Origin of the sequence: Nonomuraea sp. NPDC004580 (assembly GCF_040609855.1) — a bacterium.
GTDB lineage: Bacteria > Actinomycetota > Actinomycetes > Streptosporangiales > Streptosporangiaceae > Nonomuraea > Nonomuraea salmonea.
This window is the reverse complement of the sequence record NZ_JBEXLH010000003.1, coordinates 58560-77598: the sequence shown is the minus strand read 5'-3', so window position 1 is coordinate 77598 and position 19039 is coordinate 58560. Positions and strand designations below refer to the sequence as shown.

The following is a 19039-nucleotide window of genomic DNA, read 5'->3' as shown; positions in this document are numbered from 1 at the left end:
AGGCTAGCGCCAGAACGACGTGATCGAGTAGCCGAGTTCGGCGAACAGGTCGCGCAGCAGCGGCAGGGAGATGCCGAGCACGTTGCCGTGGTCGCCCTCGATGCTCTCGACGAACCAGCCGCCGCGCCCCTCGATGCTGAACCCCCCGGCCAGGCTGAGCGGCTCGTCGGTGTCGACGTAGGCGGCGACCTCGTCCTCGGACGGCTGCCCGAACCGGATCACCGTGGTGCCGATCTCGGCGGCCTGGCGGCCGGCGGCGACGTCGATGACGCAGTGACCGGTGACGAGCCGGCCGGTGCGGCCGCGCATGAGACGCCAGCGCTCGACGGCCTCCTCGCGGCTGGCCGGCTTGCCGTAAGGGCGGCCGTCGAGCTCGAGGATCGAGTCGCAGCCGATGACCAGCCCCTCTTCGAGCCCGCTCGCCACGGCCTCCGCCTTCGCCTTGGCCAGCACGAGGCTGAGCGCGGCGGGTGAGTAGGCGGAGTAGGAGTCCTCGTCGACGCCGCTGACGATCACTTTCGGGTCGAGGCCCGCGCTGCGCAGGAGTGCCAGGCGGGTGGAGGAGGCTGAGGCGAGAACGATCACCACATCAGGGTACCGGTCACCGAGCAGCCTCCTTGACATCCCCTGCCCTCGATGTCAAGGAGGCACCACCGCGACTACGAGGGACTGGCCTCGTCGACCAGACAGGAACTCCAGGGGCACCACACATGTACCCGGGCAGGAAGGCGCCGCCGGCCTCGTCCAGATGGTCCTCGAGGTATCGGATGGTGGAGTCGCAGACCTCGATCGCGATCTCGAAGAAGCCGATCGTACGGAGATCGAGGTGATAGCTCCACGGGCTGTCGTAGAAGGCGGGGGACTTGCGGATCCGGCCCAGGACGTGGACCCGCGAGGTCTCCTCGTCACTGAGGATGCGGCGGGCGTGGGCGATCTTGTCCGCGTCGCGGAGCCGGATGGTGAAGCGGTGACATCCATGGCCGTCGGTGAAGCAGTTAAGAGACGGTTACCCGGCCGCTGCGCCAGTCACCAGTCGGCGTTGGACGTGCTCCCCGGCGTCACTTCCCGTTCCGTCCGGTACGGCGAGAACGGCCCCGGTTGCCGCGGCACGCTCCCCCCGAGGACGTCCCCCAGCAGCCCGTCGACCACGTCCCCCAGCTCGGCCGGCACGGCCGCCTGCTCCCGGTCGAGGTCGTCGGCGAGGGTGGCGGCGTCCAGGCCGCGCTCGGTGGCCCGGTTCGCGAGCAGGGACATGATCATGGGGGCGATCAGGGGCAACAGCTTCATGATCGCCGAGGAGCCGACCCCGGCGAGCCTGGCGAGGGTGGTAGCGGCCTGCTCGGTGCCCTGGGCGCCGAGCACGTGCCCGAGGATGCTGTGCCCGTCGCGGGTCAGCGAGGCCACGTCGCCGTTGAAGGGGTCGGCGTCCATGTGGTCGTCGAGCGCCCCGCGCAGGGCGTCGGCGCCGTCCGGGTGGGCGGCGTTGCGGGCCAGGCCGCCCACGATCGTCGCGGACACGGCTTCGATGACGTGGCGTGCCGTGAGCTGGTCGGTGCCGAGCATCCCGGCGATCTGCTCCAGCCCTGGGGCTCCGAGTCCGGCGAGAAGCTCGTCATTAAGTGTCACGACGGTCCCCCGATCCACGCGTGTCTCGGGAGACGTTCCCGAGCAGGACTCGAAGCAACGTCCGGAATGTCCTAATTCTTGGGAAAGGACCCGTCCTCTACGGCTGCCGAGCGGTGCACCTCGGCCGGCGGGCGCTGCGTCACGGCGGGCGGCTGGCCCTCGGCGGGCCGCGGCAGCCCGGCCGCGGCGTACGCCCCGGCCTCGTCCAGCGTCTCGTGCTCCAGCAGCGCCGCCACGATGGCGTCGAGCTTGTCGCGGTTGTCGCTGAGCACCTGGACCGCGCGCTCGTAGCACTCGTCCACGATCCGCCGCGCCTCCTCGTCCACCATGGCGAGCGTGACGGGCGAGGCCTGCGGCTGCTGGCCGTCGTTGGGCAGGATGGTCAGCGGACCGACCTTCTCCGACATGCCCCACCGGCCGACCATGCCGCGGGCGATCATGGTGACCTGCTCCAGGTCGTTCTCGGCGCCGGTGGTGATGACGCCGAACACCACCTGCTCGGCCGCCATGCCCCCGAGCGCGCCGGTGATGCGCCCGCGCAGATATTGCTCGTCGTAGGCGTAGCGGTCGGAGTCGGGGGTGGAGAGGGTGACGCCGAGCGCCCGGCCGCGCGGGATGATGGAGATCTTCCTGACCGGGTCGGCCCCGGGCTGGAGCATGCCGAGCAGCGCGTGACCGGCCTCGTGGAAGGCGGTGCGGGTGCGCTCCTCCTCCGGCATGACGATGCTGCGGGCCGCACCGAGCTGCAGCTTCTCCAGCGCGTCGGCGAAGTCGGCCATGGTGACCTTCTCGCGCCCGCGCTTGGCCGCGAGAAGGGCGGCCTCGTTGACCAGGTTGGCGAGGTCGGCGCCGGTCATGCCGGGCGTGGTCTTGGCGATCTGGTCGAGGCTGATCTCGCCGTCGAGCGGCACGCCGCGCGTGTGGACGGCCAGGATCGCGGTGCGGCCGGCCGCGTCGGGCAGGCCCACCTGCACCGTACGGTCGAAGCGCCCGGGACGCAGCAGCGCGGGGTCGAGGATCTCGGGACGGTTGGTGGCCCCGATGACGATCACGCCTTCTGCGCCGGAGAAGCCGTCCATCTCGGTGAGGATCTGGTTGAGCGTCTGCTCGCGCTCGTCGTGACCGCCGATGCCGCCGGCGCCGCCCCTGGCGCGGCCGATGGCGTCGATCTCGTCGATGAACACGATGGACGGCGCCACCTTGCGCGCCTCCTCGAACAGGTCGCGCACCCGTGATGCGCCCACGCCGACGATCATCTCGATGAACTCGGAGGCGCTGGCGGAGAAGTACGGCACCTTGGCCTCACCGGCGACCGCCCTGGCCAGCAGCGTCTTGCCGGTGCCGGGAGGACCGGCGAGCAGCACGCCCTTGGGCAGCTTGGCGCCCAGCCTGCGGTATTTGCCGGGGTCCTTGAGGTAGTCGACGATCTCGACGAGCTCGTTCTCGACCTCGTCGATGCCCGCGACGTCCTCGAATGTGACCCGCACCTGCCCCGCGTCGACGGGCTTGGCCGCCTTCGACTTGCCGAGCCCGCCCAGGCCGCCGCCCATCATGCTCGCCCCGCGCCGCATGATCCAGATCCACAGGCCGGCCAGCAGCAGCACGGGCAGCAGCGACAGCAGCAGGTTGGAGAAGAAGCCGCGGGTGATGGGCTTGGAGGTGATCACGACCTGGCCGGTGGCCAGCTGCTGGTCGAGCTGGTCGGTGTTGGCGAAGGCCGGGATCTCGGTGGCGAAGCGGGTGTAGGAGGAGCCGCCGTCGGGGTTCTTCGCCGGCGATCTCAGGTCGCCCTCGACCGACAGGCCCTGGGCGTAGATGTCCTTGACGTTCTTCGCGTTCACCTGGTTGGTGAACTCGGTGTAGGAGATCGTCTCGACCGAACCGCTGTCGACGAACGACGACACGATGAAGAAGCCCGCGTAGACGACGAGCAGGGTGACGATGAACCGCCACCAGTTGATCTTGGGCCGGCCTCCGGGCGTGCCTGGCAGGCCCTCCGAACGCCAGGGCGGCTTGCCCTTGCCCTTGTCCGGCGCCTGCGGCGGTCCAGAGCGTTCCACGGCGTCACTCCCCAACATCGCCGCTTTCATGATCTTTCTAGCCTAGAACACGCACCCCTGAGGCCACGCGGCCGATGTCACGCCACTGCTTGCGCTGTGAGTCCGGCACTGTGACGAACGCAAGTCCCGGCTTGCTCATTCCCCCGTCCAGCACGACGACGGCCGCGCGGGAGGTGCGCTTGCCGTACGTGACGCGGTAGACGAGCATCCAGCCGCGCTTGACCGGCTGGGAGGCCAGCCAGGTGATGCGGGAGCCCTCGGGGTGGTGGTTGAGCGTCCAGCGGGCGGCCAGCAGCGCCGTGTCGCGCGCGGACTTCTGCCTCATGATCGGCAGCGGGCAGGTGACGAAGATGCCGCGCAGCGCGGTGCCGCGCCGCTTGGGCAGCACCTGCTTGGTGGTGAACGGCGCCGCCCCGTACGCCTTCCACGGCCGGGGCAGCCTGGGCACCGCGAGCCCCGAGCGCCGGTCCTTGACGAAGCGGCGGCCCGGGGAGCGCAGGGCCATGCGCTTGACGGAGCGGGTGAGCTTGGGCACGCGCGGGTCGGCGTACAGGGCCTCCATGGCGGTGTAGCCGGGTGCGAGCGAGCCTTCGGGACGCGGCGTCACCCGTTGCTGCGCCGCCACGGGGGTGGGTGCGGCAGTAGGTGGGGAGGAAGGTGCGGAGCCGGACGAGGGCGGTGCGGCCGGCGGCGCGGTTACCGGCCCCGCCGCGACCTCGCCCGGCTCGGACGGGAGCACCACGGCCAGCGTCGCGGCCGCGGCCACGACGGCGGCGGCCACGGCCAGCCCCCGGTACACCACCCGCATCCGAATATCACCGATGCGGGAGCGTTTGGGGGGAGATGTCGGGATCCCGCGACGCGCGGGCGTAACCACTTGGGACCCCTTGATCTCATCTTCCCCATGGAGCACGACGGGAGCGTACGACATATCCCGGCATGGCGTCCTCGAAGCTACCGAAGTGCAATCTTGGAGCCCCGGAACGGCTCCCCATCAGGGGCGGGCGACCCGTCCGGCGAGCCAGGGCGCGTCCGCCACGAACGTGCACGATCCAGGCTCGATCTCCGTGAACCCCGCGTCGCGCACCACGGGCAGCCCTGCCGCGACCATCGACGAGAAGTCGGAGGAACCGGCCGCCGTGCGGACGGTCACCGCGAGCCCCCGCTCCCGCCAGGCCGCCCGCTCACCGGCGTCGCCGGCCCACCAGGCGAGCTGCGCGGCGTGCCCGGCCTGCGCCATGGCCTTGCCCGCGGACATCTCCAGCGCCGGGTTCTCCCACAGCGTCGGCGGCTCGGCGGGGCCGGGCGCGGCGGTGTCGGTCAGGTCCGTGCCGGAGACCTGGAGCCTGGCCAGGTCGCGCGGCCAGTCGTCGAGAGGCACGGGCGGGTGGAGGCGTACTTCGGCGGTGCGGTGCTCGATCGTACGGCCGGGCAGCGCGACGGCCCTGCGCCACTCGGCGCCCCTGGCCCTGCGCACCACCTTGCGGATCTTCCCGGTGGACTGCCAGGCGTGCAGCTCGGCGGCCCACTCCCCGGGATCGGCCAGCAGGCTCAGCACGGCCATGGCGGCGGCCTCCAGGGCGTCGGTGCGCTCGGGCGGTGTGGTCCGCTCGATGCGGACGACCAGCGGCAGGACGTACAGCTCGGCGTTCATCGCCCTCTAGCATGCCCGATGGCCAGGGACATGCCGGCGGCGAGGAGGCAGAGGGCGCCTGCGGCGTACCAGGCGAGGTCGTAGGCGCCCAGGTGGTCGCGGGTCAGTCCGGCGCCGACGGCGGCGATGGCGGCGCCCACCTGGTGCGAGCCGAACACCCAGCCGAACACGACGGCGCCGTCCGCCCCGTAGACGCGCCGGCACAGGGCGACGGTCGGCGGCACGGTCGCCACCCAGTCCAGGCCGTAGAAGACGATGAAGATGAGCATGCTGGGCTCGGTCGTGGCCGCGAACAGGCCGGGCAGCACCATCAGCGACAGGCCGCGCAGCGCGTAGTAGACGCCGAGCAGCACCTTGGGATCGACCCTGTCGCTGAGCCAGCCGGAGGCGACGGTGCCGACGATGTCGAAGATGCCGATGACGGCGAGCAGGCTCGCGGCGACGGGCTCGGCCATGCCGTGGTCGTGCGCGGCGGGGATGAAGTGGGTGCCGACCAGGCCGTTCGTACTGGCGCCGCAGATCGCGAAGCCGCCGGCGAGGAACCAGAACGGGCGCGTCCGCGCCGCCGCCGCGAGCACGGAGACGGCGCGCACGGCCGCGTTGGCGGTGGCGGGCGGCACGGGACGCGGGGCGGCGGGGTCCGCGCCGAGCGCGGTGGTGCCGACGTCCTCGGGACGGTCGCGCAGCAGCCACCACACGAACGGCACCACGGCCAGCGCCGCCCCCGCCACGGTCAGCGAGGCGAAGCGCCAGCCAGGACCCTCGGCGAGCCACGCGAGCACGGGCAGGAAGACGAGCTGCCCGGTCGCGCCGGCGGCCGTGAGTATGCCGGTGACCAGCCCTCGATGGCGGACGAACCAGCGATCCACGACCGTCGCGGCGAACACCAGCGCCATCGACCCCGTGCCGAGCCCCACCAGCACGCCCCAGAAGAGCAGGAGCTGCCACGTCGCCGTCATGAACACGGTCAGCCCGCTGCCCGCGGCGATCAGCACCAGGGCGGCGGCGACCACGCGGCGCATGCCGAAGCGGTCCATGAGGGCGGCGGCGAACGGGGCCATCAGCCCGTAGAGCACCAGGTTGATCGAGACGGCCAGCGAGATCGTGCCCGCCGACCAGCCGAACTCCTCCTGCAGCGGGGTGATCAGCACACCGGGCGTGGCGCGGAAGCCGGCGGCCCCGAGGATGGCCACGAACGCGACGGCCGCGACGAACCAGGCCCGGTGCAACCGCCGGCCGCTCGCGGGGGTGGTGCTCACAGTCATGCGCACATCCTGAGCGATCCCGGCACATGGCGACGAGTGGCCCGAAAGCCAATATGTGCAAGAATCCGGCCATGCCCCATCGGATCGTCGTCGTCGCGCTCGACCACTTCGCCCCGCTCGACCTCGGCGTGCCCGGCCAGGTCTTCCGCGCGGCCCGCACACCGTCGGGCGAGCGCCTGTACGAGGTGGTCACCTGCTCGGAAGGGCGCAGGCCGGTACGCTGCGAGGCCGGCTACGCCGTCCTGCCCGACCACGACCTCGACGTGCTCGGCACCGCCGACACCGTCGTGGTGCCGGGCATCCACGGCGGCCCGGCGCTGCTCGACGGCACGATCTCCGGCGCGCTCCACAAGGCCCTGCAGGGCCGTCCCCGCGTCATGTCGATCTGCACGGGCGCGTTCGTGATCGCGGCGGCCGGGCTGCTCGACGGCCGTCCCGCCACCACGCACTGGCGCGACGCGCCCCGGTTCGCCCGATTCTTCCCGCAGGTCAAGCTGGACCCCGACGTCCTGTTCGTGGACGACGGCGACGTGCTGACCTCGGCGGGCGTGGCAGCCGGTCTCGACCTGGCGCTGCACGTGATCAGGCGCGACCACGGCAGCGAGGTGGCCAACACCGCGGCCCGGAGGTGCGTGATGCCGCCGTGGCGGGACGGCGGCCAGGCGCAGTACATCGACCGGCCGCTCCCCGACGGTCCCGGCGGCGGCACGGCGGCCACCCGCGACTACATGCTCGCCCACCTCGACGCCCCGCTCGACCTGGCCGCGCTGGCCGGGCACGCCAGGATGAGCGTGCGCACGTTCACCAGGCGCTTCCGCGAGGAGACCGGGCAGAGCCCGGCCAAGTGGCTGACCGGCCAGCGGGTCCGCCACGCCAGGCACCTGCTGGAGACGACCGACCTCGGCGTGGAGGAGGTGGCCAGGCGGGCGGGGTTCGGCACGGCGGTGTCGCTGCGCCAGCACCTGCACGCGGCCGTCGGCGTCGCGCCCCTGGCCTACCGCCGCACCTTCCGCCGTACCTGACCGCCCGCTCACCGCAGGGCCCGCGCGGGCCGCACCATCGCCGGGTCGGGCATGCGGCAGCTCATCGACATCGGCGCCTGGCTGCCCACCCAGAAGCTCAGGCCGCCTCGAGCGACTCGCCGAACCAGGTCTCCAGCGCCTCCTCCAGCGTCCCGTCGGGGACGCCCGCCCACGCCACATAGCCGTCGGGCCGCACGAGCACCGAGTCGGGCCCGTCGCTCGGCCGCACGTCCACTCGGCCGTGGCGGGTGCGCGCCGTGCCCGTCGCGTCGAGGAGCACGGGCCGCGCGGCTCGGGCAGTCCCCCGGCCAGCTCGCGCAGGCAGGAGCACAGCAGCGGCACCAGCGGGACCGGTGGGTCGGCGCGCAGCCACTGCGCGACGCCGGCCTGCAGGGCGGCGGTCACGGTGGCGCGGCATGAAAAAAGGCCGCTCCCGAACCCCGGGAGCGGCCTTGTCGCGAAGTGTGGAGCTATGGGGATTCGAACCCCAGACCTCCTCCATGCCATGGAGGCGCGCTACCAACTGCGCCATAGCCCCGCGTGCCTGTACGAGTGTATCCGACTTTGGGACCCCCTCTGCACGCCTTTTCCGGGGCCCGGGCCGCGAGGCGCGGGCCCCGGGAAGGGTCAGGCGACCGACCTGGCCTTCTCGATGAGCGTGGCCAGCTCGGACACCATCGGATCCTCGGTCGCGGGCGCGAGACGGCCCGCCTGCTCGGCGAGCTCCGGCAGGTCCATGCCGAACGCCTCCTTGTCGCGCAGGTAGACCGCGAACGCCGCCACCAGCACGTCCACCTGCAGCCGCGGCGGCGCGTCCGCCCACAGGCCCTCGGCCAGGTCGCCGGAGCGCAGCGTCCCGCTCGCCTCGGACGCCTCCCTGGTGTCGGGGTCCTGCCAGCGCACGGTGGCCTGGGCGAGCTGGCCGCGGGCGCCGGGCTTGAGCTCGACCGCGTACAGGGCGGTGACGGAGTGGCCCGGGCCGATCTCGCCGCCGTCGCGGGCGTCGTCGCGGAAGTCCTCCGCCGCCAGCTCCCGGTTCTCGTAGCCGATCAGGCGGTGGCGCTCGACGACCGACGGGTTGAAGACGACCTGGGCCTTGGCGTCGCGGGCGCGCAGCTCGATGGTGGCGGGCAGCTGCGTGGTGAACAGCTTGTCGGCCTCCTCCTGGGTGCTGACGTACACGGCCATGCCGTCGCCGTTGTCGGCGAGCTGCTCCATCAGCTCGTCGCCGTACTCGCGGCCCACGCCGACCGTGAGCAGCGTGACCTGCTTGCCCGCGTAGTCCTTGACCTGGTCGAGCAGCGACTGCCAGCGCGTGTCGCCCTGGTTGGCCAGGCCGTCGGAGAGCACGATGACGCGGTTGGTGGCGGCGGGGCGGAACGCCTTGGCCGCCTCCTGGTAGCCGGCGACCAGGCCCGCCTCCAGGTTGGTGCCGCCGCCGATCTCCAGCTCGTCCACGGCGGCGCGCAGCTCGTCCCTGGCGGTCAGCGGCGTCATCGTGGCCAGCACGTCGGCGCCGTCGCTGAACGACACGATGGAGACCTGGTCACCGGGCGCGAGCTGGTCGAGCAGCTTGTGCAAGGCCGCCTTCACCAGGTCGAGCCGGCCGGGCTCGGCCATCGAGCCGGACACGTCCACGACGAACGTGAGGTTCGCGGGCCGGCGCGCGGCGGGGTCGGAGGCGCGGGTCTGCAGGCCCACCCGCATCACGGCCTCGTCGCGGCCGGGCCGCCTGGCACCGTCGACGTGCACGGTGAAGCCGTCGTCCGGCGGTTGCGCGTAGTCCTGCCTGAAGGCGTTGACCCACTCCTCCGGCCGGATCTCGCCGGGCGCCGGCCAGCGGCCCTCCTGGAGGGCGCGGCGGGCGTAGCCGTACGAGGCGGTGTCCACATCGAGGGCGAACGTGGAGATCTGCGCCGTCGTGGTCTCCTCGTCTTCCTCGCCTGCGCTGGGCGCGGGCGAGGCGGAGCGCTGCGATTCCGGTACGGCGGGCTGCCGGGCCGGGGCGGGCCTGTCCGCGCTCGTGGCGTTGCCGCCGCCACCGCCACAGGCCGCCAGACCGAGGAGCGCGATCAGGCCGATGCTCGCCGCCATAGGACGAAATTTCATCTCCAACACCTCCGAGCCGTACGACGAAATGTCGTTCGTCCCGGCCGGGTCGGTGATGCAAGCGAGCACAAACCGCGATCATCACGTGATGCGCTGTGAAGGGTGAGACCGGTGAGGCGCTCACGCCTTCCAGGCGGGGTCCCGTCCAATGAGGCCCAGGAACCGGTCGAGCGCGGGAGCGTCGCCTGGCACCGGCACCTCCGCCCCGAACACGCCACGCTCGCGCCCGAAGGGCGCCTGCCGCGCGGCGAACTCCAGCAGCACCTCCACAGTCGCCTCCGGCGCCTCGAAGTCGCGGCCGGTGGCCCTGGCGAGGTCCCAGCCGTGCGCCACGAGGTCGGTCAGCGCCATGTTGGCCGGCACCGGCTTGGGCAGCCCGCCCAGGGTCTGGCTCACGCCCTCCCAGGTCTCGGGACGCTCCCAGACGGCCAGCATGCGCTCGGCCCGCGCGCGGAAGTCGCCGGTGTACTCCTTCTGCGCCGGGAACCCGCCGCCTGCGCCCACCGACTCGAACAGGGCGGCGACCCACTCCAGGTGGTTGATCAGCTCCCTGACGTCGTAGTCGGAGCAGGGCGTGGGCAGGGCGAGCTCGTCGCCGGACAGGCTCTCCACGAGGTCCGCGGTACGTCCGGCGGCCTCGCGCATCATGATCAGCAGTTCGTTCATGGCGTTCAGCTCGCCAGAGCACGGTTCTCCACGCGGACCCGTACTGCGAGCAGCGCCGCGTTCACCGCCGTGAACGCCACGGCGGTCACCCAGGCGCTGTGCACCAGGGGCAGCGCGATCCCCTCCGCGACCACGGCCACGTAATTGGGGTGGGGAAAGAACCGGTACGGTCCCCGGTCCACGAGCGGCAGCCCGGGCACCACGACGACGCGGGTGTTCCACTGCCGGCCGAGCGTGCGGATGCACCACCAGCGCAGCCCCTGGGCCAGGACGACGACGGCCAGCATGGGCCAGCCGAGCGCGGGCACGAAGGGCCGGTGCGCCAGCCACGCCTCGGCGGGCGCGGCGGCCAGCAGCGCCACGTGGGCGAGCACGATGAACGGGTAGTGCCCCCTGCCGTACTCGACGCCGCCCTGCGCCCGGGCCCAGGCGAGGTTGCGCTTGGCCACGACCAGTTCGGCCAGCCGTTCGAGGACGACCAGCCCGATCAGCACGAGATAGGCGATCACCAGTGCAGCAGCAGCAACTCGGCGGAGAAGCCGGGTCCGAGCGCCATCAGCACGGCGGGCGTGCCTGGACGGCCGCGGGTCTCCTGGAGGACGTGGAGCACGGAGACCGACGAGAGGTTGCCGTTCTCGCGCAGGGACCGCCAGGTGACGTCGAGCGCCTTGGGCTGCAGGCCGAGCGTCTGGACGATCCTGTCGATGACCTTGGGGCCGCCGGGGTGGCAGATCCAGGTGGCGACCTGCTCGGGAGTCAGGCCGTAGTCGGCGAGGAACGCCTTGATGTCGGCCGCGAGCACCTGCTCCACGAATTCGGTCAGGTCGGCGTCCAGGACGATGCGGAAGCCGTGGTCGCCGACGTCCCAGCCCATAAGGTGCTCGGTGTCGGGGTAGAGGCGGCTGCGGGTGGCGACCACCTCGGGCCCCGGCCCGCGCCCCGTCGCGACGACGGCGGCGGCGCCGTCACCGAAGAGGCCGCTCGCGACCAGGTTCGCGATCGAGGTGTCGTCGCGCTGGATGGTCAGTGAGCACAGCTCCACGCAGACCAGCACGGCGACGTGGCCGGGCCAGCCGCGCAGATAGTCGTGCATGCGGGACAGCCCGGACGCGCCCGCCGCGCAGCCGAGCCCGAAGATCGGCACGCGTTTCACGTCGGGACGCAGCCCCATGCGCTGGGCGAGCTTGGCGTCGAGCGACGGTGTGGACACCCCCGTGGTCGAGCAGAACAGCAAGTGATCGACCTTTTCAGGAGGGATGTCGGCCTTGCGCAGCGCGCCGGCGAGTGCCTGCTCGCCGAGGTCGAGCGCGCGCTCGACGTAGGCGTCGTTGGCGCGCGCGAAGGAGTCGAGCTTGGCGTAATCGGCGAGGGGCAGGGCGAGGTTGCGGCCCTCGACGCCGGTGGCCGTGTGGAACCGGCGGAGCAGTTCCTCGTCGCAGTCGGTCAGCCGGGAGAACGCCTCGGTGATCTCCGCTTGCCCGTAGCGATGCTCGGGCAAAACGGTCTGTACTCCCGCAATATGCATATATCTCTCCTGCCGCGGAGAGGCCCCGCCTAACATGCCGCCACGTCCTGCCGGCTGCCAGGTCGGCACGGCCGTCAGCGGGTGAGCCGCCAGAGCGAGGTCACCTCGGCGGCGCGGGCGGCGTGCAGCGGATCGCCGGGGTCGCGGGAGCGGGAGTGGCGGGGCGTCACGTCGAGCCGGCCGGCCACCCGCAGGCCCGCCCGCTCGAACGCCTCCAGCAGCTCCGCCCTGCTGCGCAGCCCCAGATGCTCGGCCAGGTCAGACAGCACGAGCCAGCCCTCCCCCTCGGGCTCCAGGTGCTCGGCCAGCCCGTCGAGGAACCCCTGCAGCATGCGCCCGCCCGGGTCGTAGACGGCGTGGTCGAGCGGCGAGACCGGCTTGGCGGGCAGCCACGGCGGGTTGCAGACGATCAGCGGCGCCCGCCCCGGCGGGAACAGGTCGGTCCGCACCACCTCGACCCGCTCGGACAGCCCCAGCCTGGCGACGTTCTCACCGGCGCAGGCGACGGCCCGCTCGTCGAGGTCGGTGGCCACCACCCGGCGCACCCCGCGCCTGGCCAGCACGGCCGCGAGCACGCCCGTGCCGGTGCCGACGTCGAAGGCCAGCCGGTCGGCGGGCAGCGGCGCCTCGGCCACCAGATCCACGTACTCGCCCCTGATCGGGGAGAAGACGCCGTGGTGCGGGTGGATGCGGGCGTCGAGCGCGGGCACGTGCACGCCCTTGACCCGCCACTCGTGGGCGCCGATCAGGCCGAGCAGCTCGCGCAGCGGGCCCACCGCGGGCGGCGCGTGCGGGCCGTGCACCGCGGCGCACGCCTCGCGTACGTCGGGGGCGCGCCGCAGCGGCACCACGTGGTCGGCGTCGTAGGGGATGAGCAGCATGCCGAGCGTACGGGCGCGCTGCGTCTGGGCCTGCCGGTGACGGTGGAAGCCGCTGCCGGGAGCGGCGGGCTTGCAGCGCCGCCCCATGGCCGTCAGCAGCTGCCGCGCGTTGTGGAAGTCGCCCTGCCACAGCAGCGCGGTGCCCTCACAGGCCAGCTTGTACGCGGTGTCCGCCTTGGTACGGTCGTCGGCGACCACCACCCGGGCGGGCGGCGGCGCACCCAGCACGGATCGCCACGGCGCCGATCGTCGGAGTCCTGCCTCGGTCCATTGGATCATCAGAACTCGACCGTTTCACGGGCGGCACCCGCACGGCCACCGTTTTACCGCTCAGAGGGTGTGGTCGAACGTGTAGGAGTGGGTGCCGTCGGGGGCGATGGAGATGGCGATCTCGCCCCTGAGGCCGCGCAGCTCGCCCGTCGCCGAGTCCGGCACCACCCGGCAGCGCAGCGACTGGGCGCCGGCGTCGCTCACGGCGTCGTGCTGCACCACGAACGAGCCCGGCCGGCCGTGCAGGGCGCCCTCGATGCGTTCCATCGCCACGTACGAGCGCGACTCCTCGACCGGCGTGCCGGTCACCAGCATGGTGACGACGCTGGTGCCGGTCAGGTCGCCGTGCCAGGTCTTGTCGAGGGTCACGAGCCCGATCGTGACGCCGTCGCGGTCGTGAAGGGGCGGCTGCGGGGTCCAGTTGGCGGTGTCGAAGGTGCCTTCGGCTGTCATGAGAGCCATCGTGGCGGACGTACCTGTCAGGGTGTGTCAGGTACCGGCGAGACGTTCCACGACCGGGGCGAAGGCGTCCATGAACTGGGCGTTCACCGTGACGTACGAGACGCCGAGGGCGTCGCGGCTCAGCACGTACGTGCCGACGCGCAGGCTGGTCGTGGCCGCGGCCGCCGCGGCGAGGGCCGGGAACGGCGAGAACGTCCCCAGCGTGTCGGGCGCCAGCAGGGTCGCGTAGCCCAGGCTCTCGGCCCGGCGGGCGAGGCCGGTCCACACGCCGGCGTCAGGAGCTCGTCCGGCTACCGTGCCGAACCTGAACGGGTGATCGGTCATGCCTCACGATCGCCGAAGGGCGGGCCCCGGCACATCCTCTGCGGGACCCGCGCCCGGCTACGTCAGGGAGCGCAGCTCCCGCCGCCGCACTACTCCCCCAGCAGTACGCGGGTGAACGCGTTGCCGAACTTGCCCGCGGGGTCGAGCCGGTGCACCAGCGACCGGAACCGCTCTGGGCACTCGGGGAACCGGGTGAACAGCTTGCCCCAGTGCGGCCGCGGGTCGAACGGCGCCAGCGTCTCCTCCACCAGCTCCAGCACGGGCATGACGGTGGCGACGTCCCTGACCCAGGTGAAGTGGATGCCGACGGTGTCGCGGCCGCTGAAGGGGCTCAGCCACAGGTCGTCGGCGGCGATCGTGCGGATCTCGGAGATCTGCAGGGCCGGGCGGATGCGCTCGCCGATCGCGAACAGCTCGCGCAGCGCCTTGACCGCGTGCTCCCTGGGCAGCAGCAGCTCCGACTGCAGCTCGTCGCCCGCGCCGCTGGGCGGGGAGTCGGCGCGGAAGTGCGGCAGCCGGTCGTACCAGGGGCCCGGGACGCCGAGCTGGCCGGTGCAGGTGTCGGCCGGCATCATGGGCAGCGGGTGGCGGGGGCCGTCGGCGGGGGTGGTGCCGTACCAGTCGGGGCTGGTCAGCTCGTCCTCGCGCTTGAGCCAGACGCGGGTGTCGCGGAAGTCGGTGAACAGGCTCACGCTGTAGCCGCTCGCCATGATGGCCTCGAAGTCGGCGAGCGCGTCCTGGGTCAGGCCCTCGCGGACGTACTGGCGCAGCTCGAAGGCGGGCACCAGGTCGAGCGTGAGCGAGGTGACGACGCCGAGCGCGCCGAGCGAGACCACGGCGCCGGCGAAGTCGGCGTCGCCGCGCGAGAGCGTCAGCGCGGAGCCGTCGGCGGTGACCAGGTCGATCGAGGAGACGGCGGCGGCCAGGCCCGGCTGGGTGACGCCGGAGCCGTGGGTGCCGGTCGCGACCGAGCCCGCGACGGAGATGTGCGGCAGCGAGGCCATGTTCGCCAGCGCGAACCCGGCCTGGTGCAGCAGCGGCGCGAGCCTGGCGTAGGTGGTGCGGGCGCCGACGCGCACCTTGGCGGCGGCGCTGTCGATCTCCACGAGCTCGGGCATGCGGTCCAGCACGACCAGGTCGCCGGCGGTGTCGGCGACGTGGTTGAAGGAGTGGCCGCTGCCGAGCGCCCGTACGCTGCTGCTGCCCGCGACGAGCCGCCGCAGCTCGTCGAGGGACGTCGGATGATGGACTTCTTTAGCGTGGAATGTGGTGTTTCCCGCCCAATTGGTCAGCGTCACGCGCTTCACCTTCCCACAACCCTTCCCACCAGGTCACGGCGGGTGCCGCGAGTTCCCGCGCGGCCGCTCGCGGCACGGGAACTCGCGGACGATCAGAGACCCTGAGCCAGCCGGTAGTACGCCTGGTTCCAGCGCAGCTCCTTGGCGAAGCGCTCGGTCGTGGTGCCGGCGTCGATGATCACCAGCTCCACGCCCAGCATCTCGGCCAGGTCCGTCAGCTCCTCACGGCCCACCGCCTGCGACAGCACGGTGTGGTGCGGAGCGCCGGCGGTCAGCCACGACTCGGTGGAGGTGCGCAGGTTCGGCCGCGGGCGCCACACGGCGCGCGCCACCGGCAGCTTGGGCAGCGGCTGCGGCGGCGCCACCACGTCGATCTCGTTGGCCACCAGCCGGAACCTGTCGCCCATGTCGGCCAGGCCCACCACGATGCCGGGGCCGGGCTCGGCGTCGAACACCAGCCGCACCGGGTCCTCACGGTCGCCGATGCCGAGCGGGTGGATCTCGCACGACGGCGTGCCTGACGCGATCGACGGGCACACCTCCAGCATGTGGGCGCCGAGGATGAGCTCCTCGCCCGGCGTCATGTCGTAGGTGTAGTCCTCCATGAAGGACGTGCCGCCCTGGCCGCCGGTCATCGCCTTCAGCGTACGCAGCAGCACCGAGGTCTTCCAGTCGCCCTCACCGCCGAAGCCGTAGCCGTCGGCCATCAGCCGCTGCACGGCCAGGCCGGGGAGCTGGCGCAGGCCGCCGAGGTCCTCGAAGTTCGTGGTGAACGCCCTGAAGCCGCCCGCCTCCAGGAAGCCGCGCAGGCCCAGCTCGATCCTGGCCGCGTAGCGCAGCGAGTCGTTGCGCTCGCCGAGCAGCTCGGGAGCGACGCGGTACTGCTCCTCGTACTCCTTGACCAGCGCCGTCACGTCCGCCTCGGAGGCGGCGTCCACGGCCTCGACCAGGTCGTTGACCCCGTAGGTGTTGACCGAGACGCCGAAGCGCAGCTGCGCCTCCACCTTGTCGCCCTCGGTCACCGCCACGTCGCGCATGTTGTCGCCGAAGCGGGCCAGCCTGAGCGTGCGCAGCTCGGCCAGGCCCGTCGCCGCCCGGTGCCAGGCGAGGATGCGCTGCCCCACGGCCGGGTCGCTGACGTGCCCCGCCACGGTCTTGCGCGGCACGCCCAGCCGCGTCTGGATGAACCCGAACTCCCGGTCGCCGTGCGCGGCCTGGTTGAGGTTCATGAAGTCCATGTCGATGCTCGCCCACGGCAGCTCGACGTTGGCCTGCGTGTGCAGGTGCAGCAGCGGCTTGCGCAGCGCGTCCAGCCCGGCGATCCACATCTTGGCCGGGGAGAACGTGTGCATCCACGCGATCACGCCGGCGCACTCGTCGTCGGCGTTGGCCTCAAGCATCACGCGCCGGATGGCCGCCGCGTCGGTCAGGACGGGCTTCCACTCCACCGGCAGGGGCAGCTGCTCGGCGATGCGCCGCGACTGCTCGGCCACCTGGTGCAGCGTGTCCTCGCCGTACAGTCCCTGGCTGCCGGTCAGAAACCAGATCTTCAACGCGGGCTCCTCTGTCCGTAGACGTTCTGATAGCGGTCGTACAGGCGGTCGATGTCGTCCTGCGCGATGGGCAGCGGGTCGCCGAGCTGGCGGGCCACGTGCACCGTACGCGCCACGTCCTCGCACATCACGGCGGCCTTGACGGCGGCCTTGGCGTCCTTGCCGATGCTGAACACCCCGTGGTTCTGCATCAGCACCGCCTTGGAGCGGTGGCCCTTGAGCGTCTCGACGATGCCCTGGCCGATCGAGTCGTCGCCGATGAGCGCGAACGGCCCCACCGGGATCTCGCCGCCGAACTCGTCGGCCATCGCGGTCAGCACGCACGGGATCGCCTCGCCGCGGGCGGCCCAGGCCGAGGCGTACGTGGAGTGGGTGTGCACGACGCCGCCCACGTCCGGCATGTTGCGGTAGACGTACGCGTGCGCGGCGGTGTCGCTGGACGGCGAGTGCTCGCCCTCGACCAGGTTGCCGTCGAGGTCGCAGACGACCATGTTCTCCGGCGTCAGCTCGTCGTAGGAGACCCCCGACGGCTTGATGACGAACAGGTCCTCGCCGGGGACGCGGCCCGACACGTTGCCGGCCGTCCACACCACGAGGTCGTAACGGACCAGCTCGGCGTGCAGGTCCGCGACGGTCCTGCGGAGGGTGGTCAGATCGGGGGTGGTCATGCGCTTGCCTCGTTCCTGATCGCGCGCAGCGTGTGCAGCATCCGTCCGTCGGCGAAGAAGTCGTGCAGCCTGCGGTATTCGGCGTAGAGCCGGTCGTAGGCGTCGGCGCGGGCCGGGTCGGGCTCGTACGCCCGCTCGGTGCGCTTACCCATCGCCGCGGCGGCCTCCTCGATGGAGGGGTAGGCGCCGGCGGCGACGGCGGCGTGGATGGCCGAGCCGAGCGCGGGCCCCTGGTCGGAGCCGATGACCGACAGCGGGCGGCGCAGCACGTCGGCGTAGACCTGCATGAGGAAGGGGTTCTTGAGCAGCCCGCCGGCCACCACGAACTCCTCGACCGGCACGCCCGACCGCTCGAACGTCTCGACGATCATCCTGGCCCCGTACGCGGTGGACTCGATGAGCGCCCGGTAGACGTCCTCGGGCCGGGTGGCCAGGGTCTGGCCGACGATGACGCCGGACAGGTTGTGGTCGACCAGCACCGAGCGGTTGCCGCCGAACCAGTCGAGCGCGACCAGCCCGTGCTGGCCGACGGCCTGCTTCTCGGCGAGCGCGGTGAGCTCGTCGTGGCCCTCGGTCCCGAAGGAGTCCACGAACCAGCCGAAGATGTCGCCGACCGCGGACTGCCCGGCCTCGTAGCCCCACAGCCCCGGCACGATGCCGTCCTGGACGACGCCGCACATGCCGGGCACCTCGGCCAGCCGGTCGCTGGGCATGATGTGGCAGGTGGAGGTGCCCATGATGGCGACCATCTGGCCGGGCCGCACGGCGTCGGCGGCGGCTGCGGTGACGTGGGCGTCCACGTTGCCGACGGCCACGGCGGCGCCCTCGGGGAGGCCGGTCCACTCGGCGGCCCGCGCGGTCAGCCGGCCGGCCAGGCCGCCCAGCGGAGCCAGCGTGACGCCGCCCACGTCGTCGCCGACCCGCCCGGTGGCGAGCTTGGCGGTGAAGTCGGCGAAGCCGGGGTTCAGCTCGGCCAAGAACTCCCGCGACGGGTAGCTGCCGTCCTGGAAGACGCCCTTGTAGCCGACGGTGCAGATGTTGCGGCTCTCGACGCCGGTCAGCTGCCAGATGATCCAGTCGGCGGCCTCGATCCAGCGCTCGGTCCTGGCGTAGACCTCGGGGGCCTCCTCCAGCAGCTGCAGCGCCTTGGCGAACTCCCACTCGGAGGAGATCTTGCCGCCGTAGCGGGGCAGCCAGCTCTCGCCGCGGCGCGCGGCCAGCTCGTTGATGCGGTCGGCGTGCGGCTGGGCGGCGTGGTGCTTCCACAGCTTGGGCCAGGCGTGCGGCTCGTCCGGCGTCTCGACGCACAGCGGCGTGCCGTCGGCCGTGGTCGGCAGGACGGTGCAGGCGGTGAAGTCGGTGCCGATGCCGACGACGTCGGCGGCCGGCACGCCCGCCGCGGCGATGGCCCGCGGGACCGCGATCTTGATGACGTCGATCCAGTCCTGCGGCGACTGCAGCGCCCAGTCGGGGCCGAGGCGCACGTCGGTGCCGGGCAGGGTGTGCTCGATGACGCGGTGGGCGTACTCGTGGACGGCGCTGCCCAGCTCGGCGCCGTCGCTCACGCGTACGACGACGGCGCGCCCTGAGAGCGTGCCGAAGTCGACTCCGACGACGTACTTGTTAGCGTTCACATTGAACTCCAGGGGTTTCCGG

19 protein-coding genes and 1 tRNA gene are annotated in these 19039 nt (G+C 72.3%); 1 reads left to right on the top strand and 19 read right to left on the bottom strand.

Annotation, left to right across the window (positions count from 1 at the left end; translation table 11 throughout):
• Positions 1–3: 3 nt before the first annotated feature.
• From ABZW11_RS05635 to ABZW11_RS05610, 6 genes are all read right to left on the bottom strand, one after another.
• On the bottom strand, positions 4–585 hold the full coding sequence (locus tag ABZW11_RS05635) for a nucleoside triphosphate pyrophosphatase (RefSeq protein ID WP_355412992.1): 582 nt from the start codon (positions 583–585) through the stop codon (positions 4–6).
• A 441-nt stretch (positions 586–1026) separates the two neighbouring features.
• Positions 1027–1626: a DUF937 domain-containing protein gene (locus ABZW11_RS05630; RefSeq protein ID WP_355412990.1), complete on the bottom strand. Its 600-nt coding sequence runs from the start codon at positions 1624–1626 to the stop codon at positions 1027–1029.
• A 71-nt stretch (positions 1627–1697) separates the two neighbouring features.
• Positions 1698–3686, bottom strand: coding sequence for an ATP-dependent zinc metalloprotease FtsH (ftsH, locus tag ABZW11_RS05625; protein WP_355412988.1), 1989 nt, complete (start codon positions 3684–3686; stop codon positions 1698–1700).
• A 37-nt stretch (positions 3687–3723) separates the two neighbouring features.
• Entirely contained in the window at positions 3724–4494 is a 771-nt protein-coding gene (locus ABZW11_RS05620; RefSeq protein ID WP_355412985.1) for a hypothetical protein, read from the bottom strand.
• A 186-nt stretch (positions 4495–4680) separates the two neighbouring features.
• Positions 4681–5340 (bottom strand): peptidyl-tRNA hydrolase, encoded by a 660-nt coding sequence (locus tag ABZW11_RS05615; RefSeq protein ID WP_355412983.1) that lies wholly within the window; start codon positions 5338–5340, stop codon positions 4681–4683.
• Positions 5337–6605 carry an MFS transporter gene (locus tag ABZW11_RS05610; protein ID WP_355412981.1) on the bottom strand — a complete coding sequence of 423 codons (1269 nt, stop codon included), beginning with the start codon at positions 6603–6605 and terminating at the stop codon, positions 5337–5339. The genes ABZW11_RS05615 and ABZW11_RS05610 overlap by 4 nt, the downstream gene beginning before the upstream one ends.
• 71 nt (positions 6606–6676) lie before the next feature.
• Between ABZW11_RS05610 and ABZW11_RS05605 the strand changes: the two genes are divergently transcribed.
• Positions 6677–7627 (top strand): helix-turn-helix domain-containing protein, encoded by a 951-nt coding sequence (locus ABZW11_RS05605; RefSeq protein WP_355412979.1) that lies wholly within the window; start codon positions 6677–6679, stop codon positions 7625–7627.
• Between the two features lie 97 nt (positions 7628–7724).
• On the opposite strand, the gene ABZW11_RS05600 is transcribed toward ABZW11_RS05605, so the two are convergent.
• From ABZW11_RS05600 to araB, 13 genes are all read right to left on the bottom strand, one after another.
• Positions 7725–7907: a hypothetical protein gene (locus ABZW11_RS05600; protein WP_355412977.1), complete on the bottom strand. Its 183-nt coding sequence runs from the start codon at positions 7905–7907 to the stop codon at positions 7725–7727.
• A 185-nt stretch (positions 7908–8092) separates the two neighbouring features.
• Positions 8093–8165, bottom strand: a tRNA-Ala gene (locus ABZW11_RS05595).
• 89 nt (positions 8166–8254) lie between these two features.
• Entirely contained in the window at positions 8255–9736 is a 1482-nt protein-coding gene (locus ABZW11_RS05590; RefSeq protein ID WP_355412975.1) for a von Willebrand factor type A domain-containing protein, read from the bottom strand.
• Between the two features lie 120 nt (positions 9737–9856).
• Positions 9857–10402 (bottom strand): TIGR03086 family metal-binding protein, encoded by a 546-nt coding sequence (locus tag ABZW11_RS05585; protein ID WP_355412973.1) that lies wholly within the window; start codon positions 10400–10402, stop codon positions 9857–9859.
• Between the two features lie 5 nt (positions 10403–10407).
• The gene (locus ABZW11_RS05580) at positions 10408–10911 is read right to left on the bottom strand and encodes an isoprenylcysteine carboxylmethyltransferase family protein (RefSeq protein WP_355412971.1); all 504 of its coding nucleotides are present in this window, start codon (positions 10909–10911) and stop codon (positions 10408–10410) included.
• Positions 10908–11927, bottom strand: coding sequence for a 3-oxoacyl-[acyl-carrier-protein] synthase III C-terminal domain-containing protein (locus ABZW11_RS05575; RefSeq protein ID WP_355412969.1), 1020 nt, complete (start codon positions 11925–11927; stop codon positions 10908–10910). Before ABZW11_RS05575 ends, ABZW11_RS05580 begins: the two co-directional genes overlap by 4 nt.
• A 74-nt stretch (positions 11928–12001) precedes the next feature.
• Entirely contained in the window at positions 12002–13087 is a 1086-nt protein-coding gene (locus ABZW11_RS05570; protein ID WP_355412967.1) for a class I SAM-dependent methyltransferase, read from the bottom strand.
• A gap of 51 nt (positions 13088–13138) precedes the next feature.
• Positions 13139–13531, bottom strand: coding sequence for a DUF3224 domain-containing protein (locus tag ABZW11_RS05565; protein WP_355412964.1), 393 nt, complete (start codon positions 13529–13531; stop codon positions 13139–13141).
• Positions 13532–13567: 36 nt separating this feature from the next.
• Positions 13568–13864: an LLM class flavin-dependent oxidoreductase gene (locus ABZW11_RS05560; protein ID WP_355412962.1), complete on the bottom strand. Its 297-nt coding sequence runs from the start codon at positions 13862–13864 to the stop codon at positions 13568–13570.
• An 89-nt stretch (positions 13865–13953) separates the two neighbouring features.
• Entirely contained in the window at positions 13954–15162 is a 1209-nt protein-coding gene (locus ABZW11_RS05555) for an FAD-binding protein (protein WP_355412960.1), read from the bottom strand.
• A gap of 92 nt (positions 15163–15254) precedes the next feature.
• Entirely contained in the window at positions 15255–16715 is a 1461-nt protein-coding gene (gene araA / locus ABZW11_RS05550) for an L-arabinose isomerase (RefSeq protein ID WP_355412957.1), read from the bottom strand.
• Complete coding sequence (locus tag ABZW11_RS05545) at positions 16712–17383, bottom strand: L-ribulose-5-phosphate 4-epimerase (protein ID WP_345387859.1); 672 nt, start codon at positions 17381–17383, stop codon at positions 16712–16714. Before ABZW11_RS05545 ends, araA begins: the two co-directional genes overlap by 4 nt.
• Positions 17380–19017 (bottom strand): ribulokinase, encoded by a 1638-nt coding sequence (gene araB / locus ABZW11_RS05540; protein ID WP_355412955.1) that lies wholly within the window; start codon positions 19015–19017, stop codon positions 17380–17382. Before araB ends, ABZW11_RS05545 begins: the two co-directional genes overlap by 4 nt.
• Positions 19018–19039: the final 22 nt, after the last annotated feature.

Excerpts from the sequence above, each read along its gene's own strand:
- ABZW11_RS05620 (WP_355412985.1), bottom strand. The coding sequence starts at position 4,494 with ATGCGGGTGGTGTACCGGGGGCTGGCCGTGGCCGCCGCCGTCGTGGCC.
- ABZW11_RS05615 (WP_355412983.1), bottom strand. The coding sequence starts at position 5,340 with ATGAACGCCGAGCTGTACGTCCTGCCGCTGGTCGTCCGCATCGAGCGG.
- ABZW11_RS05610 (WP_355412981.1), bottom strand. The coding sequence starts at position 6,605 with ATGACTGTGAGCACCACCCCCGCGAGCGGCCGGCGGTTGCACCGGGCC.
- ABZW11_RS05605 (WP_355412979.1), top strand. The coding sequence starts at position 6,677 with ATGCCCCATCGGATCGTCGTCGTCGCGCTCGACCACTTCGCCCCGCTC.
- ABZW11_RS05590 (WP_355412975.1), bottom strand. The coding sequence starts at position 9,736 with ATGAAATTTCGTCCTATGGCGGCGAGCATCGGCCTGATCGCGCTCCTC.
- ABZW11_RS05585 (WP_355412973.1), bottom strand. The coding sequence starts at position 10,402 with ATGAACGAACTGCTGATCATGATGCGCGAGGCCGCCGGACGTACCGCG.
- ABZW11_RS05575 (WP_355412969.1), bottom strand. The coding sequence starts at position 11,927 with ATGCATATTGCGGGAGTACAGACCGTTTTGCCCGAGCATCGCTACGGG.
- ABZW11_RS05570 (WP_355412967.1), bottom strand. The coding sequence starts at position 13,087 with ATGATCCAATGGACCGAGGCAGGACTCCGACGATCGGCGCCGTGGCGA.
- ABZW11_RS05565 (WP_355412964.1), bottom strand. The coding sequence starts at position 13,531 with ATGACAGCCGAAGGCACCTTCGACACCGCCAACTGGACCCCGCAGCCG.
- ABZW11_RS05560 (WP_355412962.1), bottom strand. The coding sequence starts at position 13,864 with ATGACCGATCACCCGTTCAGGTTCGGCACGGTAGCCGGACGAGCTCCT.
- ABZW11_RS05545 (WP_345387859.1), bottom strand. The coding sequence starts at position 17,383 with ATGACCACCCCCGATCTGACCACCCTCCGCAGGACCGTCGCGGACCTG.